The 25,107-nt window shown below is 45.2% G+C and carries 21 protein-coding genes and 1 other annotated feature; of the genes, 16 read left to right on the forward strand and 5 right to left on the reverse strand.

Going from position 1 to position 25,107, the window contains the following annotated elements:
• Positions 1-240: 240 nt before the first annotated feature.
• Entirely contained in the window at positions 241-546 is a 306-nt protein-coding gene (locus JOD82_RS14830) for a rhodanese-like domain-containing protein (RefSeq protein WP_010345522.1), read from the reverse strand.
• A gap of 268 nt (positions 547-814) precedes the next feature.
• Between JOD82_RS14830 and aroA the strand changes: the two genes are divergently transcribed.
• The 4 genes from aroA to ptsP all read left to right on the forward strand — a co-directional run bounded on the left by aroA (position 815) and on the right by ptsP (position 6,503).
• On the forward strand, positions 815-2,107 hold the full coding sequence (gene aroA, locus JOD82_RS14835; protein ID WP_165150279.1) for a 3-phosphoshikimate 1-carboxyvinyltransferase: 1,293 nt from the start codon (positions 815-817) through the stop codon (positions 2,105-2,107).
• A gap of 33 nt (positions 2,108-2,140) precedes the next feature.
• Positions 2,141-2,575: a CoA-binding protein gene (locus tag JOD82_RS14840; protein ID WP_029517656.1), complete on the forward strand. Its 435-nt coding sequence runs from the start codon at positions 2,141-2,143 to the stop codon at positions 2,573-2,575.
• Positions 2,576-2,877: 302 nt separating this feature from the next.
• A complete protein-coding gene (locus tag JOD82_RS14845) occupies positions 2,878-4,761 on the forward strand; it encodes a glucose PTS transporter subunit IIA (protein WP_023989337.1) in 1,884 nt (627 codons plus the stop codon).
• Entirely contained in the window at positions 4,758-6,503 is a 1,746-nt protein-coding gene (ptsP, locus tag JOD82_RS14850; RefSeq protein WP_029517655.1) for a phosphoenolpyruvate--protein phosphotransferase, read from the forward strand. Before JOD82_RS14845 ends, ptsP begins: the two co-directional genes overlap by 4 nt.
• A gap of 193 nt (positions 6,504-6,696) precedes the next feature.
• On the opposite strand, the gene JOD82_RS14855 is transcribed toward ptsP, so the two are convergent.
• Positions 6,697-7,227, reverse strand: a complete 531-nt coding sequence (locus JOD82_RS14855; protein ID WP_029517654.1) for a type 1 glutamine amidotransferase domain-containing protein — start codon at positions 7,225-7,227, stop codon at positions 6,697-6,699.
• Positions 7,228-7,565: 338 nt separating this feature from the next.
• Here JOD82_RS14855 and JOD82_RS14860 point away from each other — a divergent pair, with 338 nt between their 5' ends.
• The 4 genes from JOD82_RS14860 to JOD82_RS14875 all read left to right on the forward strand — a co-directional run bounded on the left by JOD82_RS14860 (position 7,566) and on the right by JOD82_RS14875 (position 10,383).
• Positions 7,566-8,012: a hypothetical protein gene (locus tag JOD82_RS14860; protein ID WP_039270826.1), complete on the forward strand. Its 447-nt coding sequence runs from the start codon at positions 7,566-7,568 to the stop codon at positions 8,010-8,012.
• Positions 8,013-8,113: 101 nt separating this feature from the next.
• A complete protein-coding gene (gene ytxJ / locus JOD82_RS14865; RefSeq protein WP_069010576.1) occupies positions 8,114-8,455 on the forward strand; it encodes a bacillithiol system redox-active protein YtxJ in 342 nt (113 codons plus the stop codon).
• Positions 8,456-8,562: 107 nt separating this feature from the next.
• Positions 8,563-9,570: a catabolite control protein A gene (gene ccpA, locus JOD82_RS14870; protein WP_029517652.1), complete on the forward strand. Its 1,008-nt coding sequence runs from the start codon at positions 8,563-8,565 to the stop codon at positions 9,568-9,570.
• Between the two features lie 114 nt (positions 9,571-9,684).
• On the forward strand, positions 9,685-10,383 hold the full coding sequence (locus JOD82_RS14875; protein ID WP_029517651.1) for a 5'-methylthioadenosine/adenosylhomocysteine nucleosidase: 699 nt from the start codon (positions 9,685-9,687) through the stop codon (positions 10,381-10,383).
• Positions 10,384-10,396: 13 nt separating this feature from the next.
• On the opposite strand, the gene JOD82_RS14880 is transcribed toward JOD82_RS14875, so the two are convergent.
• Positions 10,397-11,029: a GNAT family N-acetyltransferase gene (locus tag JOD82_RS14880; RefSeq protein ID WP_209949559.1), complete on the reverse strand. Its 633-nt coding sequence runs from the start codon at positions 11,027-11,029 to the stop codon at positions 10,397-10,399.
• A gap of 240 nt (positions 11,030-11,269) precedes the next feature.
• On the opposite strand from JOD82_RS14880, the gene acsA reads away from it, so the two are divergent.
• A complete protein-coding gene (gene acsA / locus JOD82_RS14885; RefSeq protein ID WP_209949561.1) occupies positions 11,270-12,985 on the forward strand; it encodes an acetate--CoA ligase in 1,716 nt (571 codons plus the stop codon).
• Between the two features lie 88 nt (positions 12,986-13,073).
• Here acsA and JOD82_RS14890 read toward each other — a convergent pair whose 3' ends face one another.
• Entirely contained in the window at positions 13,074-16,097 is a 3,024-nt protein-coding gene (locus tag JOD82_RS14890; protein WP_209949563.1) for a penicillin-binding protein 1A, read from the reverse strand.
• A 135-nt stretch (positions 16,098-16,232) separates the two neighbouring features.
• Positions 16,233-16,498: a binding site (T-box leader), on the forward strand.
• Between the two features lie 66 nt (positions 16,499-16,564).
• On the opposite strand from JOD82_RS14890, the gene tyrS reads away from it, so the two are divergent.
• Both tyrS and JOD82_RS14900 read left to right on the forward strand, forming a co-directional pair.
• Positions 16,565-17,818 (forward strand): tyrosine--tRNA ligase, encoded by a 1,254-nt coding sequence (gene tyrS / locus JOD82_RS14895; RefSeq protein ID WP_013310921.1) that lies wholly within the window; start codon positions 16,565-16,567, stop codon positions 17,816-17,818.
• A 201-nt stretch (positions 17,819-18,019) separates the two neighbouring features.
• Positions 18,020-18,889, forward strand: a complete 870-nt coding sequence (locus tag JOD82_RS14900) for an AraC family transcriptional regulator (protein WP_029517647.1) — start codon at positions 18,020-18,022, stop codon at positions 18,887-18,889.
• A 78-nt stretch (positions 18,890-18,967) separates the two neighbouring features.
• On the opposite strand, the gene rpsD is transcribed toward JOD82_RS14900, so the two are convergent.
• Entirely contained in the window at positions 18,968-19,567 is a 600-nt protein-coding gene (gene rpsD, locus JOD82_RS14905; RefSeq protein WP_013310919.1) for a 30S ribosomal protein S4, read from the reverse strand.
• A gap of 436 nt (positions 19,568-20,003) precedes the next feature.
• Between rpsD and JOD82_RS14910 the strand changes: the two genes are divergently transcribed.
• The 5 genes from JOD82_RS14910 to JOD82_RS14930 all read left to right on the forward strand — a co-directional run bounded on the left by JOD82_RS14910 (position 20,004) and on the right by JOD82_RS14930 (position 24,991).
• Positions 20,004-21,989, forward strand: coding sequence for a sensor domain-containing diguanylate cyclase (locus JOD82_RS14910; RefSeq protein ID WP_029517646.1), 1,986 nt, complete (start codon positions 20,004-20,006; stop codon positions 21,987-21,989).
• A gap of 194 nt (positions 21,990-22,183) precedes the next feature.
• Positions 22,184-23,035 (forward strand): hypothetical protein, encoded by an 852-nt coding sequence (locus JOD82_RS14915; RefSeq protein ID WP_141695450.1) that lies wholly within the window; start codon positions 22,184-22,186, stop codon positions 23,033-23,035.
• A 76-nt stretch (positions 23,036-23,111) separates the two neighbouring features.
• A complete protein-coding gene (locus JOD82_RS14920; RefSeq protein WP_029517644.1) occupies positions 23,112-24,227 on the forward strand; it encodes an aminopeptidase in 1,116 nt (371 codons plus the stop codon).
• A gap of 89 nt (positions 24,228-24,316) precedes the next feature.
• Entirely contained in the window at positions 24,317-24,559 is a 243-nt protein-coding gene (locus tag JOD82_RS14925; protein WP_013310915.1) for an HPr family phosphocarrier protein, read from the forward strand.
• 141 nt (positions 24,560-24,700) lie between these two features.
• On the forward strand, positions 24,701-24,991 hold the full coding sequence (locus JOD82_RS14930) for an Fpa/YlaN family protein (RefSeq protein WP_007431028.1): 291 nt from the start codon (positions 24,701-24,703) through the stop codon (positions 24,989-24,991).
• The last annotated feature ends 116 nt before the right edge of the window (positions 24,992-25,107 follow it).

Genomic DNA, 25,107 nt, shown 5'->3' on the forward strand with positions numbered 1-25,107 from the left:
GGATATGTATGAATAGCATTATGTAATACAACGGAAGCTTTTTTGCCCTATGGGTAGAAGAAGCTTCCGTTTTTTAATTTATAATTATGGATACGATTATGATGGCAGTAGAGGATTGTGTAATCTTTTGGCGCTATGGTATGATAGGGACAAAAGATTTTAATGCATTACCGCGTCTAAGCTTTGAGTCAAAACAAAAAAAGACGGGAAGGTTCCCGTCTCTTTTGTGAAGTAGGTTTTCTATTGCTCCTGTGACCATTGCAGCATGCCGCCAGTCATGTTAGTGCAGCCTTCATAACCTAGCTGCTGTAGATATTCGCAGGCTCGTTCACTGCGATAACCGCTCCGGCAAATAAAGATAATTTCACCGGTGCGTTCAATTTCTTCAAGACGACCCGGAAGCTGTCCGAGCGGAATGTGCTTGGCACCTTCAATCATGCCTTCCGCTACTTCTTCCGCTTCGCGGACGTCAATTAGTTGCAATTGCTCTCCTGCTTGCAGACGTGCGCGCAACTCAGAAGGTTCAATCAGGGCGATTTGCGTCATGGCCGGACCTCTTTTCTGATATATAATGGGTGCTGCGTATGTTTTTGACGTGTGCAAAATGTCACACACACTCTATGTATGATAGCTAAGCTATCTCTAGGCTGTCAATCAGCTTAATCCTGAAGGCAGGTATAGATTAAATAACCGACGGGATTCACTCGGGTGGCCTAGATTAATATTTCTTATTTTTTGGGTGGAGAAATGAATGCTACAACTTGTATAATTAACGTATAATTTGATGGTTGAACCGAAAAGGAGCATGTACATTATGGATGTTATCGTTAGACCTACCCCTTCCTTACAAGGAGAGATTGGGGCCCTGTCCTCCAAAAACTACACTACTCGTTATCTGCTCACTGCGGCACTTGCTGAGGGACAAAGTACCATTTATTATCCTGCCCATAGTGAAGACAGTGATGCTATGCGTCGTTGTATCGCCGATCTGGGTGCAGTACTGGAAGAGGATGATGAAAAAATAGTTATTACAGGTTTTGGTAGCCATCCTCAAGCTGTGAAGGAATTGAATGTGGGAAATGCAGGAGCGGTGCTCCGTTTTTTGATGGGTATTGCATCTCTATGTCCGGATGTTACATTTGTTAATACATATCCCGACTCATTGGGCAAAAGACCACATGATGATCTAATCGATGCACTGGGGCAATTGGGTGTGAAAGTAGACCATCGTGAAGGTAAGTTGCCAATTCGTATTCAGGGTGGTCAGGCGAAAGGCGGTAAAATTCAGGTGTCCGGCTCGGTTAGCTCACAATATTTGAGCGCCCTGCTATTCCTTACGCCTTTACTGGAGGAAGACAGTGAAATCGAAGTGCTGCATGATTTGAAATCCAAGGTGGTCATTGGGCAGACTCTGGAGGTATTGCAAGAGGCTGGTATTATCATTCATGCAAGCGATGATTACATGTTTTTCCGTGTCCCGGGACGGCAATCCTATCAGCCACGTACGTATACGGTACAGGGAGACTATCCAGGGAGTGCAGCGGTGCTGGCGGCTGCTGCAGTAACGAATTCCGATGTTACCATCCATCGTCTTAAGGAGCAGAGCAAACAGGGAGAACGCGCTATCGTAGATGTGCTGCGCATGATGGAAGTACCACTGACACATGAGAACGATACCGTCGTTGTGAAGGGCAATGGTCGATTGAAAGCTGTCGAATTTGACGGTGATGCTGCAACAGACGCTGTGCTCGCAATGGTGGCTGCGGCTGTATTTGCTGAAGGCACGTCCCGTTTTTATAACGTGGAAAATTTACGATATAAGGAATGTGACCGCATTACCGATTATTTGAATGAGCTGACCAAGGCTGGAGCTCAGGTAGAAGAACGCCAAGCGGAAATTATCGTACATGGCAGACCGGAGGGTGTCGAAGGTGGCGTGGAAATTAATGCGCATTTTGATCACCGTGTTATTATGGCCTTGACGATTGTTGGTTTGCGCGCACAGAAGCCGTTAGTGATTAAGGACGCACATCATGTCGCCAAATCGTATCCGCAGTATTTTGACCATCTAACGACGCTTGGTGCTTCTGTAGAATGGGTAAAATAAAAACAAACGAAGATGCGAATAGGAGGGAACAGGATGGCTTTTGAAAATCCGTCGAGAGAAGAGATTAAAACCATTTTGGAACAAGTAGGCAATATAGCGGTTGTTGGTTTGTCTGATAAATCGGACCGTACCTCATACATGGTTTCTTATGCCATGCAGAAACGGGGATATCGGATTATTCCGGTTAATCCTGCGGCGGCAGGGCAAACGATTCTTGGGGAGACTTGCTATGCCAGTCTTGCTGAAGTACCTGAGCCTGTGGAGCTGGTCAATGTATTCCGCCGCAGTGAATACTGTGCAGAGGTTGCGCGTGAAGCAGCTGCTATTGGAGCTAAGGTTTTGTGGCTTCAACAGGGAATTATAAGCCAGGAAGCCGCTGACATTGCGCAGGAGCATGGAATGACGGTTATTATGGACCGTTGCATTAAGGTGGAGGACTCAGTGACCCAGGCTGTGCGTAAAGGATAAACATGGATCAGTAATCTGTGCTATACGCAGATGAATAAAAACCTTCTTCCCTTGCTTCACAGGGTTGAAGGTTTTTGGTGCGAAATGAGGAATATGGTACAGTATATTATCCTCTCAGGAATTCATATAATGTATGTATGCCTTGTTGATGAAATGGATCTAAACGGATTCATAGTGTTATCTTGTGATGATAAAGCTTTGGACCTGTAGTAGCGTAAATAAATATTTTGGCAGATGGAATCATTGCTTTGACAAAAGTATTTATTCGGCTTACCATCAGGGATAGAAAGGAGAGGAATGCCATGAATTGGCTCGGATCCTTACAACAGCTCGGTCGTGCTGTCATGCTCCCGACGATGGTGCTACCAGCCGCTGCAATATTGCTAAGTCTCGGCAGCCTTCCTTGGTCGACATGGGGATTCCCCATGGTGTCTGATATGGCAAATGCGGCGGGACACGGGATTTTTTATTTTTTGCCATATTTATTTGCGGTTGGTGTTGCCCTGGGTATGTCGAATCAGGCAGGTCAGGCGGGACTGGCAGCATTGGCTGGTATGGCTATATACGATCAGGTCACATTGAGATTTGGAAACGGACTCATTCAACCGGCGACGCTCATTGGTATCATTTTGGGGGTCATTTCAGGGGTGGCCTATAATCGCTTCAAAAGCATCAAATTGCCCGAGGTGCTTCAATTTTTTGGAGGTACCCGATTTGTTCTGCTGCTTATTGGTCTCTTCTCGGCTGTGTTTGCAGGACTCATGCTAATTATTGCCCCACTCATACAGAGAGGGCTGCAATTTATAGTAGGTTTGGAATCGAGCTTGGGCGGCTTTGGACTGTTTATCTACGGTATTCTATACCGACTACTGGCGGCCTTTGGTCTTCACCATCTGCTTAATAATATTTTTTGGTTTCAACTGGGTACATATAAAACACCGTCTGGTAACGTTGTGCAGGGAGATTTACCCCGGTTTTTTGCTGGCGATCCGACAGCGGGCTATTTCATGTCCGGGTTGTTCCCCATTATGATGTTTGCGATCCCTGCCATTGCGCTGGCGATCATTCAGGAAGCGCGTGAAGATTTGAAGCCAAAGGTGCAAAAAACATTTTTGACTGCTGCGCTTGTTTGCTTTTTTACTGGAGTGTCGGAACAGATTGAGTTTGCCTTTTTGTTTGCTGCTCCTTATTTGTTCCTCGTGCATGCAGTTATGTCTGGGCTGGCCATGTGGCTTACCTTTGAGCTGGATATTCATCACGGATTTTCCTATTCGGCGGGTTTTATAGATTATGTCCTTAATTTTCATCTCTCACATAACGCCTGGTTGTTAATTCCAGTGGGAGTCGCGTACGGGCTTGTGTATTATGTACTGTTTCGATGGGCTATCCGGCGGTTCCGTATTCCAACTCCTGGACGCGAGGAAGGTTCGGTTCTGGAGGATTGGGCCGGCAATATTCCTTATAGTGCTCCGCTTATTTTGGAAGCACTTGGCGGGAAGGAAAATATTGTGCAAGTAGAGGCCTGCATCACACGTTTGCGGCTGACCGTCCACAATGACAGGCTGATTGATACCGGAGCGATGAAGGCTTTGGGATCGGCTGGGCTTATCAATCTGGGTGGGGGTAATTTGCAGGTTGTATTCGGAACGTATTCAGAACTGATTCGTGAGGAAATCGCGAAGCTGATGGAGCGTGATCTCCCTCAAATTTTGTTCAACGCTCCTGTACATGGAAAAATGCTACCGATTCATGAAGTGCCTGACAAAATTTTTGCGACGAAGCTGGTTGGGGACGGTGTTGCTTTTGTTCCTGAACGCGGTGAACTTGTTTCTCCGGTGTATGGTACTGTGATGCATTTGTATCCGACCATGCACGCTTTAGGCATCTCCACACGAGAAGGACTTGAAGTTCTACTTCACATCGGGATTGATACTTCACAGCTAAAAGGGAATTTTACTGCTATGGTAGAAGCAGGCGATACGGTGGAACCGGGGCAATTGCTGATCAAATTTGATTTGCAGGCGCTACGAGAGCAAGCTCCATCGCTGGTGACTCCTATGGTCATCACGAATCCGGATCGCGTCAAGTCGTGGAGCTTTGCTCCGTTTAAAACAGTAAAAAAAGGTCAGGCCTCGGTAATGTCCGTTGTGCTGCATGACAGGAATGTTGGAGGGGTAGAAACATGATAGAAGGCATCGGCGCCGCAGCAGGTGTGGCAATCGGGAAGGCATTTGTCCTGCCGAGCTGGGAGTGGGATTTACCTGATCAAAAAATGGATGCGGTAGATCTTGCAAAGGAATTTGAACGTTTGTATGAAGGGATACGCACATCCAAAAGTGAAATCCAGTTTATTAAGGATGAGTTTCGAGAGATGGTGGGGCCAGAAGAATCCAGCATCTTTGATGCTCATCTTGCGATATTGGAAGATCCGGAATTCATGAATGAAATTCGTGGAATTATTGAGCGTCAGTACAAGGCGGCCGAGGTGGCCGTGAAGGAAGCCATTGATCATTTTGTGACAATGTTTGATTTACTGGACGATGAATATATGAAGGAGCGGGCAATCGATATCAAAGATGTGGGGAACCGGCTGCTCAAGCATTTGCTGGGTGCACCGGAGGTGACTCTTCCCAAGGACACACAGCCCTATATTCTGGTAGCCAAGGAGCTCTCACCCTCCCAGTCGGCACACTTGAATCCTAGCTATGTTTTAGGGATTGTAACTATGAATGGTGGTAAAACTTCGCATTCTGCGATCATGGCCCGTGCACTTGGGATTCCACTCGTTTCAGGACTGGAGAGCAATCTGAATTTGCCCGTTCAAACGGGAGACATAATGGTTGTGGACGGAGACCTGGGCAAAGTTTATGTGAATCCGGAAAAAACGGTAACTGATCATTATAAAATTTTGCGCGACGAGCAACGACGTAGAAAAGAGCAGCTTCAGGTACTTGCTTCTGTAGATGCCGTGACTAAGGATGGAACCACCCTGAGGCTGGCGGCCAATATTAGTTCGATTAAAGAGCTGGAGGCAGCTTTGAAGCATGGCGCTCAAGGTGTAGGACTGTTCCGCACGGAATTTTTATACATGGATCGCAAATCTGCTCCAGATGAAGAGGAACAGTATGAAGTATATCGGCTGATAGCAGAAAAGGCAGGAAACCACTCTGTGGTCATCCGTACCTTGGATATCGGTGGAGATAAGCCGTTGGACTATCTTCAACTACCAGAGGAAGAAAATCCTTTTCTGGGTTACCGTGCTATACGGATCAGTCTGGATTGGAAAGAATTGTTTAAAACCCAGTTGACTGCAATTTTGCGAGCCAGTGCAATGGGAAATATCAAGGTAATGTATCCGATGATCTCATCTGTAGAGGAGGTCCGCCAGGCAGATGCTCTTTTGAAGGAGGCTATGGCGGATTTGGATGCAAGAGGGCTTGCCTATAATCCGAACATTCAGCGAGGAATTATGATTGAGGTACCGGCTGCAGCGATGATCGCTGATTTATTGGCAGCTGAAACCAATTTTTTTAGTATCGGAACGAATGATCTGGTTCAATATGTGCTGGCTGTAGACCGTATGAATGAGCAGATTGCACATATGTACCATCCATACCATCCAGCTGTACTTCGAATGCTGCGCATGACTGCACAAGCGGCACATCAAGCAGGAATTGATGTGAGTGTATGTGGTGAGATGGCTGGAGATGAACGGTCCGTTCCGCTTTGGCTGGAACTGGGGATTCATCAACTCAGCATGTCTCCCCAATCTTTATTGCGGGTCAAGCATCGTGTGCTGAATACGACTGCATCTGAGGCAACGACGGTCGCTCAGGTTTGCTTTGGCATGTCCACTGGTGCAGCGATTGAAGACAAGCTGACTGCAGCTAATGTCAGCTGCACTCCGGCCGGGCCTGGACGGCAGTAATATGTAATGTCCGCAAAGCTTCGCAATTAGCATACACTTTTGGGGGGAGCCAAAAACTCCATACTGTTAGACTTGTCGTGACAAACCTTAATGGCGTAGCATGGTTTGGACGAAAAAGAACCTTCAAAACCACCTCATTCATGGTTTTGAAGGTTCTTTTTTCATCTTGTTGACAGTCTGTTGTGATTACGGTTTAGGTGTTATCTGCTAACAAATCGCAGAACGCTTTTCCGTAAGGTGGAAGATCGGGCGGCCGACGAGCAGAAACAATATGCCCATCCGTCACAACAGCTTCATCCTTCCAGGTAGCTCCTGCATTTTCCATATCATCACGAATACCTGGTGTGGAAGTTACCGTAACACCATCCAAAATTTTAGCAGAAATCAGTACCCAGCCTGCATGACAGATTTGTCCAATCGGCTTATGAGCAGCATGAAACTCCTGTACGAGTTGAATGACCTTGGGATAACGGCGCAGTTTATCAGGTGCCCAACCGCCAGGGACAAGAATCCCGTCATAATCACTGCTATTCAGTTCCTCAAAGGCATATTCCGCTTCAGCAGGTACGCCATATTTTCCAATATATTTTTTACCCTTTTCCGCACCGGCTAAATGCACTTCTGCACCTTCTTCACGAACACGGTAAATTGGATACCACAGCTCCAGATCCTCGAATTCCTCATCCACTAGGGCGATAACCTTTTTTCCGGCAAGTCTTGACATCCAACCATCCTTTCGTGCGTCACATGATGACACCTCTGTTTTGTAATCTGTACTTTTACATCTTAAGAAAAAGAACGCCCGAAGTCCATTCCTTCGCAGATTCTTATGTTAGTAGTCTGCTCTTTGACGGCAATTGTCGTCATTTTCTGACCCGCCAAAGCTTTGGTAATTTGTTCATAGCTGCAACGTGTGGAAGGATTTGAAGTCCCAAAGTCGAAATAAAACAAGGTATGATAGATTTAATGGAGTTAACAAATATTTATTAGACTAGTAGATAGATATATTTGGATTCTGATGAGATCCTCGTATAGTTTGATCCTACGTAATGAGGTGGTTAAATGCAAAAGCAATGTCAATGTGGCAAACCGATGGGACTGGAACTGCGAAAGGTAATCTATGCGGACAAGGTTGAAATTTTGCACGTCCCTGTATTCTCATGCTCGTCATGCTTTTCCAGTGAGGTTTTGCAGCATGTGACGAAGGACATTAAGGCACTATTACAAAGTCTAGGGAGCAAACCTACGGCGCGGAGAATTTCTTTTGCTCGCAACAATGAACTGGCAGAAATCATTCGCAAGCTTGTACTGGAGGAAGCGGACAATCCCAATGTAGATTGGCAATCTGCTTTGGAGGAGCGGATGGAGCTTCGAATTAATCTCTTACTGGATCTTTATCGCTATGCGAGAAGTCTGGGAGACGAAGATTGGATGAATGATGTAGAGAAAAAATTGGTCCAATTATCCGGTTTTACCAGTGAATCGGTATTTACAAATACAAAAAACTAAAAAATATGAAAATTTTCATGGTCACCATTGGATTTTACATGTTCTTTTTGTTACGATGGGAATAGGCCATACGACAAGACACAGAAAGGAATGTATATCCAATGGCGACGATGACAAAAATGACTACTGTTCAACAATTAGATACGGCTCTGGAAGCGTCATCAGACAAGCCGTTGCTTCTCTTTAAACATAGCACACGTTGTCCGATAAGTGCAGGCGCATATCAGGAAGTGGAGTCCTATTTGCATGACGCTCCCAACGAAAATATTGAATACGGTATCATTTATGTAGTAGAAGATCGGCCGGTGTCCAATGAAACCGCGGACAGGCTTCAGGTGAAGCATGAATCCCCGCAGGCCATTTTAATCAAGGGCGGAGAAGCTGTTTGGCATACATCCCATTCGAATATTACAGCCCGTGCACTCCACGATCATCTCACATAGATAGAATGTGTGCTGTCGTTGCATAAAGTAGTATTTTGTCGTATCATGGTTCTAATTAGTTGATCTAGGATTCGGTTGAAAATTTATTGGCAATGGAGAGAAGGAATGTGACGGTAACGATCTATGATGTAGCTCGCGAAGCTGGTGTCTCAATGGCCACAGTGTCCCGCGTAGTTAACAATAATCCTAATGTGAAACCTCAGACCCGCAAGAAAGTGTACGAAGCGATTGAACAATTGGGATATCGCCCAAATGCGGTCGCTAGAGGTCTGGCCAGCAAGAAGACAACGACCGTCGGCGTGGTTATACCGGATATATCGAACTCAATTTTTGCAGAAATTGCACGCGGTATTGAGGATATAGCGAATATGTATCACTATAATATTATTTTGTGTAATGCCGACAAGCGAAAAGAAAAAGAGATTCGTGTCATCAACACATTGCTTGAAAAGCAAGTGGATGGTCTTCTGTTCATGGGTGGTACAGTAACGGACGAGCATATTCAGGCGTTCCATACAGCTGCGGTCCCTATCGTTCTATGTGCAACGAGTGATGAAAAAGGAAGCTATCCTTCGGTCGATATTGACCATGAAGCGGCTGCTTTTGATGCAGTAAACACGTTGATCCGCCATGGACACCGTCAAATCGCAATGATCAGTGGTACGCTTCAAGACCCTGCAAACGGTTATGCACGTTTCCAAGGTTACAAGAGAGCATTGGAAGCAGCCGGAATTGATTATCAGGAGGATCTGGTGCGAATCGGGAACTACCGTTATGAATCTGGTGTTGAAGCCATGAAATATTTTCTCGGCCTGAAGAAGAAGCCAAGTGCGATTTTTGCTGCAACGGATGAAATGGCAATTGGTGCGATCCATAGTATTCAAGATGAGGGATTGAAAGTTCCTGATGATTTTTCGGTAATCAGTGTTGATAATATTCGTATGGCCTCTATGGTTCGTCCTCAGCTGACAACCGTCGCGCAACCGATGTACGATTTGGGTGCGGTAGCGATGCGTTTGCTGACCAAGCTGATGAAAAAGGAAAACGTGGAGAACCCTCGCGTTATTTTGCCGCATGAAACTATTTTGCGGTTGTCAGTTAATTATTTAGACTAGACGCAGTGCTGAATAGGATATACCTTCGATGAAAGCTCCTTTGATGGAGCTTTTTTCGTGGATATAAAGCTTCTTCTGGACATCATCATCAAACTAAGAATAGAGGGATGCGTAATGAGCCGACTTTATGGATTAATGGGTGCTATGGATGAAGAGATTGAATTGCTGCTGGCAGCGATGACGGAAGCGAGTAAGACGGTCAAGGCTGGAATCACTTACACTACAGGAATCATTCACGGGCAAAGAGTCGTCGTCTGTAAATCCGGTGTAGGCAAGGTTAATGCGGCGGTAACAACACAAATCCTGATTGATCATTTTGGTGTAGAACAGATTATATTCACGGGAGTGGCAGGGGCGGTTCATCCTGATTTAAACATTGGAGATATTGTCATCTCATCAACATGTATGCAGCATGATATGGATGTAACGCCTTTGGGTTATGCCAGAGGGGTCATTCCTTATCAGGACACCTCAGAGTTTGTGGCTGATCCCGAGCTTGTAAGTCTAGCTGAGCAAGCCTGCAAATCGTTTGGCGATCGGTATATTGTCGGCAAGGTACTTTCTGGCGATCAATTTGTTGCACATCGTGAGTTAGTGACTGCATTGCATCAGGAAATGGACGGCGCTTGTACCGAAATGGAGGGTGCGGCTGTGGCTCAGACAGCTCATATGAACGCTGTGCCTTATGTTGTACTACGATCTATGTCAGATAAGGCTGATGGATCGGCCCACGTTAATTATGCTGAATTTACGGTAGAAGCTTCACATCGTTCGCATCGTATTGTGGAGTTCATGCTCAAGCATTTGGGCTAATGGTATAATTTTTTTAATACATGAATCTTCGGACAAATCGGATATGGTCAAACTGCTCTTGTGATGCGAGGGGCACATCCTTTCCCATTCGTACCATCAGACAGTTAGCAGGATGTGAGCATATTTCAGGATCATCCGTGGCGTACCAGACCATATCTACAGTTTTCATTAGACGCTCCATCATGCGGCGGTATTCCCATACGGAGAGACCGCTGCCTTTTAAATCCCAATGCCAATAGTATTCGGTCGTAAAAATAATATAGGATTCAAGCTGTCCATCCTCAAAGGCAATCCGAATCATTCGGCTACCCAGGCCCAGACCACGATAGTCATTGGCTACCTCAACAGCTCCGAGTTCCAGTAAATCCTTCATGCCAGCTTCCGACCAGCGCTCCATCTCATCTGGGTAATGAAAAGTAACATATCCCAAAAGGGTTTCCCCGTTGTGGGCAATGATAATTCTGCCTTCTGGCAGTTCCGAAATATCCACCAACGCGTCGAATTGCTCCCTTGGTTTGCGAAAGGCATCTAATTGCTTGTGCATTTGAAATGAACGCAGTTGATCCGCAGATACGGGGCCTTCTACATAGATTGTTTGTCCGTTATGATCCAGCGTATCCGAGTGGTACAGTTTTAAATGCTGCATACGTACGCCCTCCTTGTTCGCCATGAGCTCGTTCCTCATATCCCATACTTATAGCAAAAAAACAATTAAATGAAAAGGATGGTCGTCACATCGTGACCTATGATATACTGTTTTAGACATAAAATGTTCACAATTTAAATCAACCAGTAAATCAAAGGAATCTATCTGCTTTATTGATTTTTGTAAGCGTTATCTTGTCCTGCGTGTTTCTCATTAATCCATTGTGAGGAGGCTGAACGCATGAAGATTGAAGAACTCCAGACTGTAGTTCCCACATCCAACATGGGCCCGTATGAACAAGCTTACAACAACTTTCAGTGGGAGGATGCAGAGCGTCATTTTACGTGGTATGAAACAGGCAAGGTAAATATGGCACATGAAGCCATTGATCGACATGTACAGGAAGGACGGGGTGAGAAAGCGGCACTATTGTATTGTGACGCAAACCGTCATGAAACCTACACCTTCTCTCAGCTTCGTGCTAGCTCTAACAGGTTCGGAAATGTGCTGCGCAAATACGGTATTGGTAAAGGGGAGCGGGTGTTTATTTTCATGCCACGTTCACCTGAGCTGGTTATTAGTTTACTTGGTGTTCTAAAGGTAGGGGCTGTTGTCGGTCCATTGTTTGAGGCGTTTATGGAAACTGCGGTTAAGGATCGATTGGAGGATAGTGGGGCAGTTGCATTAGTGACCACACCTGCGCTTCTGTCACGGGTAAAACGTGAGGAGCTTCCTGAGCTACGGCATATTTTTGTGGTTGGTGATATGGATGAACGCGAGCAGGGAATTATCGATTTTGAGACAGAAATGCTTACGTCCTCAGAGGAACTTGAGCCTGAATGGTTGGATCGTGAAGATGGATTAATTATTCACTATACATCAGGCTCAACAGGCAAGCCCAAAGGCGTGTATCATGTGCAAAATGCAATGATTCAGCATTACTATACTGGCAAAATGGTGCTGGATTTGCGGGAAGATGATGTGTATTGGTGTACTGCTGATCCTGGCTGGGTCACGGGAACGTCATACGGTATTTTTGCTCCATGGCTAAATGGAGCGACGAATGTCATTCGTGGGGGGCGTTTCAGCCCGGAAGACTGGTACCGTACGATTGAGCGTCACGAAGTGACCATATGGTATAGTGCTCCTACAGCGTTTCGGATGCTGATGAGCGCAGGGGAGCAGGTTGTTTCCAAATATGATCTCAGCAGTCTGCGGCATGTATTATCCGTTGGGGAACCGCTGAATCCCGAAGTGGTGCGATGGGGATGGCAAGTATATACACAGCGCATTCATGATACTTGGTGGATGACGGAAACAGGCGCACAGTTGATCTGTAATTACCCTGAGCTGCCGATTAAGCCGGGTTCGATGGGAAAGCCACTCCCAGGTATTCAAGCTGCTATTTTGGACGACAGAGGGCAGGTGTTGCCTCCTAACCGGATGGGTCACTTGGCGATCCGTACACCATGGCCATCCATGATGAATCGTATATGGAACAATCCGAACAAGTTTCAGGAATATTTCCGCTTTCCCGGTTGGTATGTATCGGGTGATTCGGCTTACATGGATGAGGACGGATATTTCTGGTTTCAGGGTAGGATTGATGATGTCATTAACTCCTCTGGAGAGCGAATCGGCCCTTTTGAGGTGGAAAGCAAGCTTCTGGAGCATCCTGCTGTAGCGGAAGCCGGAGTCATTGGAAAACCAGATACCGTGCGGGGAGAGATTATCAAAGCTTTTGTTGCACTGCGTGAAGGCTATGCACCGTCTGAAGCTTTACAGCAGGACATCTATCGCTTCGTTAAGGAAGGGCTGTCTGCCCATGCTGCTCCACGCGAAATTGAATTTAAGGAAAAGTTACCCAAAACCCGCTCTGGTAAAATTATGAGACGCGTGTTGAAAGCCTGGGAGCTTAACCTTCCTACAGGTGACTTATCTACCATAGAGGATTGAAGTACTGTGTATATTAGAATTAAAAAAAGGAGTCTCCAAAGCCCTAATGGCTAAGGGGACTCCTATCACTTTCTACTCTTGTCTTCAGTTATGGACGGACGGCTCCGGAAGGAGCCGATTCCCCCATGGCATTCATGGAAGTGACACGAAACCAGCCTTTTGGCTTTTTCTTCGACTTATATTCAAAGCTGGTAGATGCGGTAGAGCCTATATTTGTAAAAGGCTCCGCACCGCTTTCGCTGTAATACACGTTATAGCCTGTAATAGCGTCCGCCGACTTACCTGCGCTCCATTGGAGCGCTACGGATGAGCCTGCGGCTTTAGCTTGAGGCTGTCCAGGGGCAGTAGGGACCTCTGTAGGCTGCTCACCTGTTCCATCTCCCTCGCCCGGAACGTCTGGAGACTCAGAATCTGCAGGTGGCACTACAGGTGTTGCGCTTGCTTTCGTGCTTGGACCGGACTCATGGCCGCCCACATCAACGGCGGTCACGTAGTAGCTAGAGCTGCTGCCCCCAGGGCTGTCAGAGAACACCTTGGAGCTGTCAGCCATAACGACCTTGCCAAGCCGTTGGAAGCTCCCCCCATCTGTAGAACGATACAGACGGTATCCTACGACGTCGCTGTTTCCGCTTGGGCTAAAGCTGATTATGGCTTTACCATCACTATAGCTTACGTTGACGCTAGATGGAGCGTTAGGAGCTGCTCCATCGTCCTTGCGTGGATCAATCTGAGTAGGAGCTTCCTTATCTGCATCCTGAGGCAGATAGTAGGACAACGAATTATGTCGTCTCATCACCTTAAAGGCTTGCTGAAGCTCTTTAATCAATTCTGAGATTGACTTTTCCCGTTTCCTAACGGTCCGTTCATATAACATATCATCCGGTGTACCATCGCGTGGAATATAATTCACACCTTGGTAGGTAATATATTTCGCACGACTCACACCATTTTCACTGTTTTTAGGTGGATACTTACTGTTATAAATGTCCGAACCATATGCGGATGCTGTACGGCTTACAATGCCGTCAGGTCTCTTGAAGCTGTCCGTTTGGAACAGCTGAGCATCTTTAGCTGTTACTTCATTCATGATTAGAGCCCATAAGCGGCGAGCCCGCTCTTTTTGGACTTTCGTTTCAAGCTTATTGACAGGTTGCTTGTAACCAACCCATACACCCAGTGTGACGTCAGGCGTAAAGCCCTCGAACCAAACATCAGTGTAGGATTGCGTAGTGCCTGTCTTGCCGGCAATCGGAATCTTACCGGATTGGTCAAAGTTCCGCTTCACCAGTCTGCCTGTGCCCTCCGACACGGCTGTACGCAACATATCTGTCATCAGGTAGGCGGTTTGCGGTGAGAAGGCCTGCACAGGATTAGGCTGATGCTTGTATATAATATTGCCTTGCGAATCCACAATCTTTTCGATCATATAGGCGTCATTAAACACACCGCCATTTGGAATGGCTCCATATGCATTCGTAAGCTCCTCGACGGTCACCCCATGGGCCAAGCCGCCAAGTACACCCGTTTGGGCGTTGTTATCACTGGATTCCAAGGTGGTGATGCCCAGCTTCTTGGCAAAAGCCCAGGCTTTGCTGATCCCTACTTTTTCGTTAAACAGCTTGAGTGCTATCGTATTGAGCGATTGATTCAGTGCATAACGCGCCGTGACCAATCCTTGATAGCGGTTGTTAGAATTTTTCGGAATGTGATACCCATTACTGCCATCTTTCAAAATAATAGGGGCATCATCCACGATACTACCAGGCTGCACAAGACCGCTGTCCAATGCAGGGAGATAGGCAGCAATCGGTTTCATTGCCGAACCCGGCTGACGAACCATCTGGGTGGCATAATTCATCTGCTCCTTTTGGAAGTCCCGACCTTCCATCATTCCAAGAATGGCGCCTGTTTTATGCTGAATCAGAATAGCCGCTGCTTGTTCGTCACCCTTGGTTTTACTAGTGGCAGAGAAGTTATTCTTATTTTCTGCAATTTGACGCATAGATTTGTATACGCTCTTATCAATGGTGGTGTACACCATATAACCGCCTGTGCGAAGCTGCTGTTCAGCTTCTTTGAGCAAATCATTATCGTCCTTGGTTTTGGCATCTGCACTGGCATTAGCTGCTTGACCCGGATTGGTGACAGACATGAGTGCCTGCGCAGCTTGTCGTTCTGTTTCTATCATAAGATATGGATAGGTGTTATAAGCCTTAACAGTACGTGGTGCGAGAGATTTTTTGATATCAAAAGCCATCGCTTCATCATACTGTGCTTTATTGATTTTGTTCTCCTCCAGCATTCGACTGAGCACCAGGTGCTGGCGGTTGATGGCTCTTTTAAAGCCAGCTTCATTAAACTCACCCTTACCGTTGTAAGCAGAATAGGAAGAAGGAAGCTGTGGCAAACCTGCCAGATAGGCAGCCTGGGCTATATTAAGCTCGTTCAGATCATTCTCATTAAAGATACCTTTGGCCGCTGCTTTAATGCCAAAGACGTTGTAACCGCTTGAACCGTTACCAAAAGGTACTTTATTAAGATAGGCCGTAATAATTTGTTGCTTGCTTAGGAAGCGCTCAAGGCGCAGAGACAGCAAAATTTCTTTGACCTTGCGATCATCCGTGCGATCGAGATTTAGAAAGACACGACGCGCAAGCTGCTGGGTGAGGGTACTACCCCCGGTTTGTACGGATTCATGCAGCGCCTTTTGCTTCACAGCACGCAGTGTTCCCGATAGATCGACACCTTTATGCTCGTAAAAATGATTATCTTCAATGGCAATGACTGCGTCAATGACGAGTTGTGGAATCTCCTTAAACGTGACAGGTCTTCGATCTTCTTCTGTCCGGAGTTGTCCGATGGGAGAGCCATCATTGAAATAAGCGAAGCCTGTAATTGCATTCTTATCTACTTCCTGTAGGATCATGGATCTGGAACGCACGGGTTCGCTTTTTACAATAGAAGCAACATAGCCGGCGGCCGCCCCTCCTGCAAATAGTGCCCCCATAAAACCGATGATGACGACCCACTTTATGACACGGCCGAGCCTTCGCATGGTTGTCCGCAAGCGGGAAGGCTTTGGCTCTGATACATTGTTTTTTTCTTCAACCATTAAGTCTTCCTCCTTTATAACAGCCATTATTATAGCATAAAATTACAAAATGAACCCATATGCTAAAAAGCCTGTCTTTTGGTGTCGTTGACTACATAAAAGCAGTGTGTTATAAATAGGTCAAAGTAAATATCGTGAAAAGCAGAGAAAGACTTCAGTAGAAGGCGGATTCACGTTGTACAGAGAGCCGATGGGTGGTGTGAATCGGTAGCGTCCCTCCTTTGAATTACCGTCTGGAGCTGTCTGGATGAATGGAAAGCTTTTGCAGGTTTGCGAAGCACCATAGTAATCCAGTACCGGGTGTAGGCCCGTTATAGGAATGAAGTGAAAGAAATGTCTGTCTTTGACATGCGTTTCTTTAATTAGGGTGGTAACGCGAGTAGCTCCTTCTCGTCCCTTGGGATGAAAGGGGCTTTTTGGTTTGTCTAATATGTAATATTTTGGATGAAAAATAGGGGGTATACAGGATGAAGTGGGAAGAATTGAAGCCGGAGCAACAGGTAGAGGTAGAACGACAGCTAGAGGTGATACAGCGGGGTGTAGCGGAAATTGTACCGGAGGATGAGCTGAAGCGTAAGGTGATCAAATCGGTCGTTAGCGGCGAGCCGCTCAAAATTAAGCTGGGCCTTGATCCATCTGCTCCCGACATTCACATCGGACATACGGTTGTTATGCACAAACTGCGCCAGTTCCAGGAATTAGGCCATCAAGTACAACTGATTATCGGAGATTTTACAGGCAGAATTGGTGATCCGACAGGTAAATCGGAGACTCGTAAGCAACTGACTGAGGAAGATGTACAGCGCAATGCCCAAACATACAAGGAACAAATTTTTAAAATTCTCGATCCTGAAAAAACAAAGGTATTTTACAATTCCGAATGGTTAGGGCCAATGTCTTTTGCTGATGTAGTAACCCTGTCGGCCAAAGTAACGGTTGCCCGTATGTTGGAACGGGATGATTTTACAAAAAGGTACCAAAACGGATTGCCGATCAGCATCCATGAGTTCTTTTACCCGCTGATGCAGGGCATGGATTCCGTGGCTCTCCAAAGCGATATTGAATTAGGGGGAACGGATCAGAAGTTTAATCTTCTGATGGGTAGAACCCTGCAAAAAGAATACGGAGTTGAGCCACAGGCTACTATTACTTTACCATTGCTTGAAGGGCTGGATGGAGTTCAGAAGATGAGTAAAAGCTTGGGGAACTACATTGGTGTTGATGAGGAGCCGAACGAAATATACGGAAAATCCATGTCCGTTCCTGATGAGCTGATGCTGAAATATTTTGAGCTTGCAACGGATATCAACAACGAGGAGTTGGCAGAGCTGGCGAAAGGTGTTAAGGACGGCTCAGTGCATCCACGTGATGCCAAAATGAAGCTGGCTGGAACGTTAGTGCGCATGTACCATGGTGAAGAAGCAGAGGAAGCAGCGAAGCAGCATTTTGTGACCGTATTCCAGCAGCGCGCGCTGCCTGACGATATTGAAGAGTTCACCTTGACGGCTGATCAGTTAGAAGAAGGTGGCATTCGTGTGATCCAGTTGCTGACTCATCTGGGCTTTGCAGCATCTAACGGTGAAGCCAAGCGCAGTATTCAGCAGGGTTCGGTCAAAATTAACGAAGAGAAATGGACCGATGTGAACGAAGCATACACGCCGAAGGAAGGCGACATTGTGCAGGTAGGTAAACGGAAATTTGCTAAAATCAAGCTTGGATAATGAAAATATATTCAAAAGCAGCGCTGAGATTGTCTCGATCTCAGCGTTGCTTTTTTATTTCTGCCAAGTGAAAAGTCATGGTAAACTTAGCACAAATAATCAAACATGTAGGTGAAGAGTTATACATAATGAAAACGTGGGTTGCACAATTTGGGTGTAGGATCGATAATCAGAACAATTACGAGTGTGGGGAAGGATTATATGGACTATTTTAAACGAATTCAGTGTGCGATTGAGTTTATTGAATTGAATCTCCGGGAGGATCTAAAAATTGCCGATATTGCTTCACAGGCATGCTTTTCAGCTTTTCATTTCCAGCGGGTTTTTCAGGCCATTTCGGGTTTTACGGTTCAACAGTATATAAGAAGGAGAAGATTGTCCGAGGCGGCTGAACAGCTAAAACAATCCAATCAAAAAGTGTTGGACATTGCTATTGAGTTTCAGTACAACTCGCAAGAAGCCTTTACCCGCGCTTTTGAAAAGAATTTTGGGATCACCCCTGGGAAATATCGTAACAGTGATATTGAGCTTCCTGGACAAAGCAAAATTAATTTTCTGGATTATCAAAAAAATACGAAGGGGGATTTGGATGTGAACAAGCCAGTGATATTGCAGCTCGAAACGACCAAAATTATAGGGTATGAATATAAAACAAATCTGAATAATGAGCAGCACTATAAAGAAATTCCAGGATTTTATGGGCACTTTGGAGCCAATGAATATTTTATGTGTATCCCGAACAAGATCGCACCGGGAATGTCATATGGGGTTGCCTGTCGATTTGAAGACAATGGTGCATTTTCATTTGTGGTGGGCGAGGCAGTTGAAAAAGAGTCAAATGAACTGGCAGAGGGTTTCATATATATGGAGATTCCAGCAGGGAAGTATGCTGAGTTTGACGCTTCGGGTTCAGATGGACGGGTTCAGAATATACGAGACTTTATCTATGGCACATGGCTTCCTAATTCTAATTTTGAACGGAGGGAGGGACCAGATTTTGAAATTACGGACGTGATGAATTCCTCCTATCCAGATCATTTGAGCATGAAAGTATACATCCCCATTGAATAAAACTCTCAGGCTCGATCATAAGGAATATAAAAAAAGCACCCGAATAAATTCGGGTGCTTTTTGGTGCTAATGCAGGGATTAGCGGTTGTAGAATTCGACGATTTGTTTTTCATCGATATCTTGGGACAATTCGCCACGCTCAGGCAAACGAATGAATTTACCTTCCAGAGCTGCGTCATTGTACTCCAAGTAAGCTACCAAGTGGTTGCGGTTTTCCAAAGCTTCTTTGATGGAAGACAGGGAACGACTTCTTTCACGAAGACCGATCACGTCGCCAGGGCTTACTTGGTAAGAAGCGATGTCAACTTTTTTACCGTTCACAGTAACGTGACCGTGAGCTACCAATTGACGTGCGCCTGCACGGGAATTAGCAAAGCCAAGACGGAATACAAGGTTGTCCAGGCGGCTTTCCAGCAAGAACATAAAGTTTTCACCAGCGATACCGTGCATGTGTTGAGCTTTGTTGAACAGGGTACGGAATTGTTTTTCACCCAAGCCGTACATGTGACGCAACTTTTGTTTCTCTTGAAGCTGCATACCGTAGTTGCTGATTTTTCTCCGTTGGTTTGCACCATGTTGTCCCGGAGGGAAAGGGCGTTTCAATTCTTTACCTGTGCCGCTCAGGGAAATACCGAGACGACGGCTCAATTTAAATTTAGGACCAGTGTAACGTGCCATTATAGAGTTAACTCCTTCATAATTAAAATTTGAGTTGGGGCTCTCTTTGCGCTCCAATTTGTTCGGCGCTACCTATTAAGGTGAGACGCACTACTGACAGAAAAGTTCAGCCGCTGTCCTGTCAGCAACAAAAAAGATGAGGGTGACACAAACTGTTACGCCCAAAATTTAAGATCCGCACAGTAGATAGTTCTGCCGTACAGTCTTTTTCAATAATATATACTACATGTAAGAGTAGGACAATGTCAAGAAGAGAAAAAGAATGAAAACGTCAAATTTTGTCGATAGGGCTTTAGAACTAAAAAAGTGGGACGAATTTCTGGAAAATGGATGCAAATTTCTAGAGTTGGGAGTAAAATAGATCATATTATGAGCTATAGTGGTGTATAGCCGCTGTCTTGGTACAGCTAATTTTGCTGTGAAGGAGCGCCTTAATATGTCGGAATTTTCAACAACGGATCAGCAAATGCTTGACAGTAAAACGGTCCAGGCTAGCGGTGCTCCGCTGTTTGATGATAAAGGATATACTTCTTTTGCCTGGCTCCAGAACATGGATATGACACCCTATGATTTCCCCTATATTAACCAGCTGCTTGTTCAAGGATATCGGAGTTGGTTACAACAGGGCAATGGTATATCCTGGATTAACGAAGAATATACTGCTGTTTTTAATTTTATAGGTGTTCGTGTTGCTGGTAAAAAAGAAGATGATGACGAGGATTTGGATTTGGTCGAACGTTGTTGCATATCTAGAGAGATGGAAGTGAGCCAGCGCAAACTTCGTGATGGAAGCCTTTCGTTTGTGTATATGGTTCCCATACTATGCCGTAATTACAAGAGCGAGCCCTTTGCCGCTCTTCGTTTTACACGGCCTGCTCAACATTCTGTCCCAAATCTGGACACATTGTTATCAGCTGCTTTACATTTTAAATCCTGCTTTTACACGAAGTTTGAGTACATATTTATGGAAGATGTCCTTGGGATGCGGAATCGAAGCGATCGTGAAGGTAGACGCCGTTCTATTTTATTTCAGATTGTAAAACGGATGCATGACAAAATTGACGTAGAAGGCGTGCTGGATGAGGTATTCGGGAGCATCGCCTATTTGTTTCCCCATGTAGATATCACCTTGTATATGAGTCAGGATCGACATAGTCGCAATCCGCAGGTCAAACCTTTACTGCTGCATGAACGGGACGAAGATGTATGCGTCCGTGCATTTATGAAAGGGCAAATGGCTGTGAATGAGCCTGTCGGTACACAAGATGAAATAACTGAAATCGGCATCCCATTACGTGGTAAGCAGGGCGTATACGGTGTTTTCCATATGATTCTTCCATCGGGCGCGGATAGTATGAAAAAAGTGGATGTAGAGCTGATTGCCATGATGGCGGATACGGCTGGCACCGCATTTGAAAATGCAAAGCTGCTTGAGCAATCGAATGTACTTATCCATGAATTGCGTCTCATTAATGAACTGGTTCAGCGCTTGAATCAGAGCCTGAAGTTAAATGAAATATTTGAATTTGCCGTGCAGGAGTTATTAAAAATGTTCATGGCGGACTTTTGTTGTATTGTACAGCTTGACCAGGATGGAAACTGTTTTAAGGTCATGTCGAGTAATGTGGAAAGCTTAAGACTGGAAAGTTACCCTCTTGAAGATGGATTTGCTGGACTAATACGCTTAACAGGGGAACCAGTGATTGTGTCGGACTATAGAAAGGATGGGAAGATATCCTCTCATTTTATGGATGCGACGCACTCCCAGTCTTTGATGGCTGTACCTATGAAGACCAGCGGTACTCCTAAAGGGGTTATACTATTGTCCAGCAAGCTTCCGCACTTTTTCTCTTACGATAATTACAAAATGTTGCAAATGCTAGCCCCTCATATCGGGTTGGCGGTAACCAATGCTATGCTGCACGCTGAGGTGCGGCGGTTGGCTAATATGGATATGTTAACAGGTCTGTATGTACGTCATTATGTGGACCAAATCATTCAGCAACATCAGGAAAAGGATTTCTGTGGATCTCTTATTTTGGTAGATATTGATCAATTCAAACAGGTGAATGATACGCATGGGCATCAGACGGGTGACGAAATTTTGAAAAGCGTCAGCAATATCGTTCGTTCGGCGACTCGCGATGAGGATGTATGTGCGAGATGGGGCGGCGAGGAGCTTGCCATTTATTTACCGCAGCTGGGGGTACAGCAAGCGCTCGGATATGCAGAAAAAATACGTTACCGCGTACAGCATGAAACTGAGCCTCAGGTGACTGTTTCTTGCGGGATTGCTGAATGGAACTGGCTGGACGAGCAGATCAGTATTGAATCTTTATTTTATAGGGCTGATATGGCCTTGTACGAAGCAAAAAATGAAGGACGCAATCGAATAGTTGTTGATCATGTAGCCAATGTGTAGAGAATATTCCTAGGGAATGTTCTCTTTTTGTCTTGTATAACCCATTGCGGACAGGTAATCCTAAACGTAGCTATATCGTGTGTATGATTGAACTATAGGGATAACACGATGAAGTGAACCAGGTAGCATAACTGGCTTGAAGCAGGATTATTGCTCATGAGTACAGTTATGTTCAGGATAGGACGGATGATGGGATGCATTGGAAAAAGCAATGGATGATGCAGGTTTGTGGTGTGTTGCTTGTAATAGGTGTGTTAAGTGGTTGTGCACTGGATCGACAATATACGCCTGAGCAGATTTTTAAGAGAGCAGTTGCAGGAATGGCTGGCAAAGAGATGGTAACGTTTACTGGACGGACTGCAATTAGAGCAGACAGTGGTCTGCCAACGAATAAGCAGTTTGAATATCGCGGTAGGCTAAGAAATCACGATGAATTGACCATGCACTGGGGTTCTGCAGAGGCTTTCCGTAAGCAAGGTGGCTACACAGCTCTGAAACAAGGTAAGTCCGAGCATGATGTTACACAGGAACGTTTTATTCGTCAGAGTGGGAAATGGGTTTCGCTGACATCCGGTTATCCTCCTGTGGTTGGAAATGGTATGTTAAATCGCTTCAATCCGATTCAGGAGCTTGAGGAATTAAATACACTGAATAAGAGCATTCGTATGGAAACGGGAGCTGCCCGGGGAACTTGGGTGTTGAGGATTGAACCGGAATCTGCTTCGGCAAAGCGCTGGTTGAAAGATCGTTTAATAAAAGAAATGAATACGTTAAACCCTCAAATCGTGATATTAAAAACGCAGCAGACAGGAACGAATCGAGAGCTGCGAAAGAAGCTGAGCCAAATATGGGCGCAAAGTTGTGAGGATATGAATAACCAGCTGGAGCAATCCATTGTGCATACGGTGTATCATTTGACCATAGATCGCCAAACAGGTTTACCCTTAAAGCTTTCATCCGAATGCCAGATTACCCGACAGGGAGAAAATGAAGATCTGCATCAAGAGGCTTTGATAACCAGAGTTACTTTTGAGGACTACAAGTAACGTGGCGGGCGTGATACAATGAATTTTGAATTAACCATCGTTCAAAAAGAATGAAATAGAGAAGGAGAGACACTACATGAAAGATCCTAGAATACTTAAGCTGGCGGAAAATCTGGTAGGTTACTCTGTTGAAGTGCAGCCTGGAGAAAATGTATTAATCGAAATGATTGGTACAGAGCGCGACTTACTTAACGCCATCATTCATGAAGTTGGTAAAAAAGGTGGAAATGTTTTTGTACAACTTACAGACCGTAAGGTACAGAGCACCATGCTTCGTCACGCGACAAAGGAGATGCTGGAGACCTGGGCTGAGATTGACCTTAACCGGATGAAGCAAATGCACTGCTATATCGGAATTCGTGCAGGTGAAAATGTAAATGATTTGTCAGATGTGCCGGAAGATAAAATGAAATTGTATAATTCCATTTATCAGCATGCGGTACATAGCGAACAACGGGTGAAACACACCAAATGGGTAGTGCTGCGTTATCCGAATGACAGCATGGCTCAATTGGCGAATATCAGCACAGAAGCGTTCGAAGATTTTTATTTCGATGTGTGTAATCTGGATTATGCAAAAATGGACAAAGCTCAAGATGCATTGGCAGACCTGATGAATCGGACGGACAAGGTACGGATTAGTGGACCGGGTACGGATTTGAATTTCTCTATTAAGCAAATTGGAGCTATCAAGTGTTCAGGTCAATGTAATATCCCGGATGGCGAAGTATACAGCGCGCCTGTACGTGATTCCGTTAACGGAACGATCAGCTACAATGCACAAACCCTGTATAATGGCATTACTTTTGAAAATGTTAAATTCCGTTTTGAAAATGGTAAGATCGTGGAAGCAACGAGTAACGATACGAAGCGGCTGAATGATATTCTCGATTCTGACGAGGGAGCACGTTATATTGGCGAGTTTGCCATCGGGTTTAATCCGCACATCTTACATCCAATGAAGGATATTTTGTTTGACGAGAAAATCGCCGGCAGCTTACATTTTACACCGGGTCAAGCTTATGAAACAGCGGATAACGGTAATCGTTCATCGATCCACTGGGATTTGGTGTTGATTCAGCGTCCAGAATATGGCGGTGGTGAAATTTATTTTGACGATGTTTTGATTCGTAAAGATGGCATCTTTGTACTGCCTGAGCTGGAGCCATTAAACCCTGAAAATTTAAAATAACGATATCCGTTCTTGCTGAGAAAGCGATTTCAATGTATCATTATGGATGAGTAACGATACATGACAATTCAGTAAAGCGAGGGATTTCTATGTCCAATAATAACGCGGCGGTTGTTGAAATTGCACAGACGGCGAGCAAGTTCACCTCTTCCATCGTCCTTCATTCCGAAAATAAGTATATTGATGTGAAAAGTATACTGGGCTTGTTTACGACCCTAGTCAGCAGCCATAGCTATGAACTACACGTTCATGGACCAGATGCGGAGGAAGCCAAGAAAGCGATCATCGAGGTGTTCGAGAAGCACGGACTTCATATTTCAGTAGCCAGCTAACTTTATTCTTGAAGCAAAAGCATCCCTACCTGTAACTGTAGGGATGCTTTTTTTGTCAGGTTCTTGTATTAGCCTGCAATTTGGTCTAATATTAAGGATAGGACGTCTTGTGCGACATTGAGACATAGGGGGGAAGAATCCATGACTTCATCTGATTTGCAGGAACAATTGAATATCAAGGCTATTAATCTGCTTCAGGAAGATGCAGATAAAATAAAGAAGCTTATTGAAGTACAGATGGAGAATCTGGCAACCCGTTATTGCCCTCTCTATGAGGAAGTGCTGGATACTCAGATGTACGGATTTTCCAAGGAAGTGGATTTTGCGGTTCGCGCTGGACTTCTTCCGGAAATGGTAGGTAAACAGCTGGTCAGTGAGCTGGAACGCAATCTGGCTATTCTATATGAGGCCATGAATAATAAGGCCAATTAGGAAGACGGTTGAATTGATGAGAGCATGCGGAGCTTGAGAGCATGCTTTTTTTGATGCCTTTTTTTAAAAAAATGTTCTTTTAGGATGGTAAAAGCGCATCCCCTTCCACCATCCTA

It is taken from the genome of Paenibacillus sp. 1182 (assembly GCF_017833915.1).
In the GTDB taxonomy this organism is placed as follows: Bacteria; Bacillota; Bacilli; order Paenibacillales; family Paenibacillaceae; genus Paenibacillus; species Paenibacillus polymyxa_D.

What these genes read in the sequence shown, in the direction of transcription:
- JOD82_RS14830 (WP_010345522.1), bottom strand. Translation starts at nt 546, where the DNA reads ATGACGCAAATCGCCCTGATTGAACCTTCTGAGTTGCGCGCACGTCTG.
- aroA (WP_165150279.1), top strand. Translation starts at nt 815, where the DNA reads ATGGATGTTATCGTTAGACCTACCCCTTCCTTACAAGGAGAGATTGGG.
- JOD82_RS14840 (WP_029517656.1), top strand. Translation starts at nt 2,141, where the DNA reads ATGGCTTTTGAAAATCCGTCGAGAGAAGAGATTAAAACCATTTTGGAA.
- JOD82_RS14845 (WP_023989337.1), top strand. Translation starts at nt 2,878, where the DNA reads ATGAATTGGCTCGGATCCTTACAACAGCTCGGTCGTGCTGTCATGCTC.
- ptsP (WP_029517655.1), top strand. Translation starts at nt 4,758, where the DNA reads ATGATAGAAGGCATCGGCGCCGCAGCAGGTGTGGCAATCGGGAAGGCA.
- JOD82_RS14855 (WP_029517654.1), bottom strand. Translation starts at nt 7,227, where the DNA reads ATGTCAAGACTTGCCGGAAAAAAGGTTATCGCCCTAGTGGATGAGGAA.
- JOD82_RS14860 (WP_039270826.1), top strand. Translation starts at nt 7,566, where the DNA reads ATGCAAAAGCAATGTCAATGTGGCAAACCGATGGGACTGGAACTGCGA.
- ytxJ (WP_069010576.1), top strand. Translation starts at nt 8,114, where the DNA reads ATGGCGACGATGACAAAAATGACTACTGTTCAACAATTAGATACGGCT.
- JOD82_RS14875 (WP_029517651.1), top strand. Translation starts at nt 9,685, where the DNA reads ATGAGCCGACTTTATGGATTAATGGGTGCTATGGATGAAGAGATTGAA.
- JOD82_RS14880 (WP_209949559.1), bottom strand. Translation starts at nt 11,029, where the DNA reads ATGCAGCATTTAAAACTGTACCACTCGGATACGCTGGATCATAACGGA.
- acsA (WP_209949561.1), top strand. Translation starts at nt 11,270, where the DNA reads ATGAAGATTGAAGAACTCCAGACTGTAGTTCCCACATCCAACATGGGC.
- JOD82_RS14890 (WP_209949563.1), bottom strand. Translation starts at nt 16,097, where the DNA reads ATGGTTGAAGAAAAAAACAATGTATCAGAGCCAAAGCCTTCCCGCTTG.
- tyrS (WP_013310921.1), top strand. Translation starts at nt 16,565, where the DNA reads ATGAAGTGGGAAGAATTGAAGCCGGAGCAACAGGTAGAGGTAGAACGA.
- JOD82_RS14900 (WP_029517647.1), top strand. Translation starts at nt 18,020, where the DNA reads ATGGACTATTTTAAACGAATTCAGTGTGCGATTGAGTTTATTGAATTG.
- rpsD (WP_013310919.1), bottom strand. Translation starts at nt 19,567, where the DNA reads ATGGCACGTTACACTGGTCCTAAATTTAAATTGAGCCGTCGTCTCGGT.
- JOD82_RS14910 (WP_029517646.1), top strand. Translation starts at nt 20,004, where the DNA reads ATGTCGGAATTTTCAACAACGGATCAGCAAATGCTTGACAGTAAAACG.
- JOD82_RS14915 (WP_141695450.1), top strand. Translation starts at nt 22,184, where the DNA reads ATGCATTGGAAAAAGCAATGGATGATGCAGGTTTGTGGTGTGTTGCTT.
- JOD82_RS14920 (WP_029517644.1), top strand. Translation starts at nt 23,112, where the DNA reads ATGAAAGATCCTAGAATACTTAAGCTGGCGGAAAATCTGGTAGGTTAC.
- JOD82_RS14925 (WP_013310915.1), top strand. Translation starts at nt 24,317, where the DNA reads ATGTCCAATAATAACGCGGCGGTTGTTGAAATTGCACAGACGGCGAGC.
- JOD82_RS14930 (WP_007431028.1), top strand. Translation starts at nt 24,701, where the DNA reads ATGACTTCATCTGATTTGCAGGAACAATTGAATATCAAGGCTATTAAT.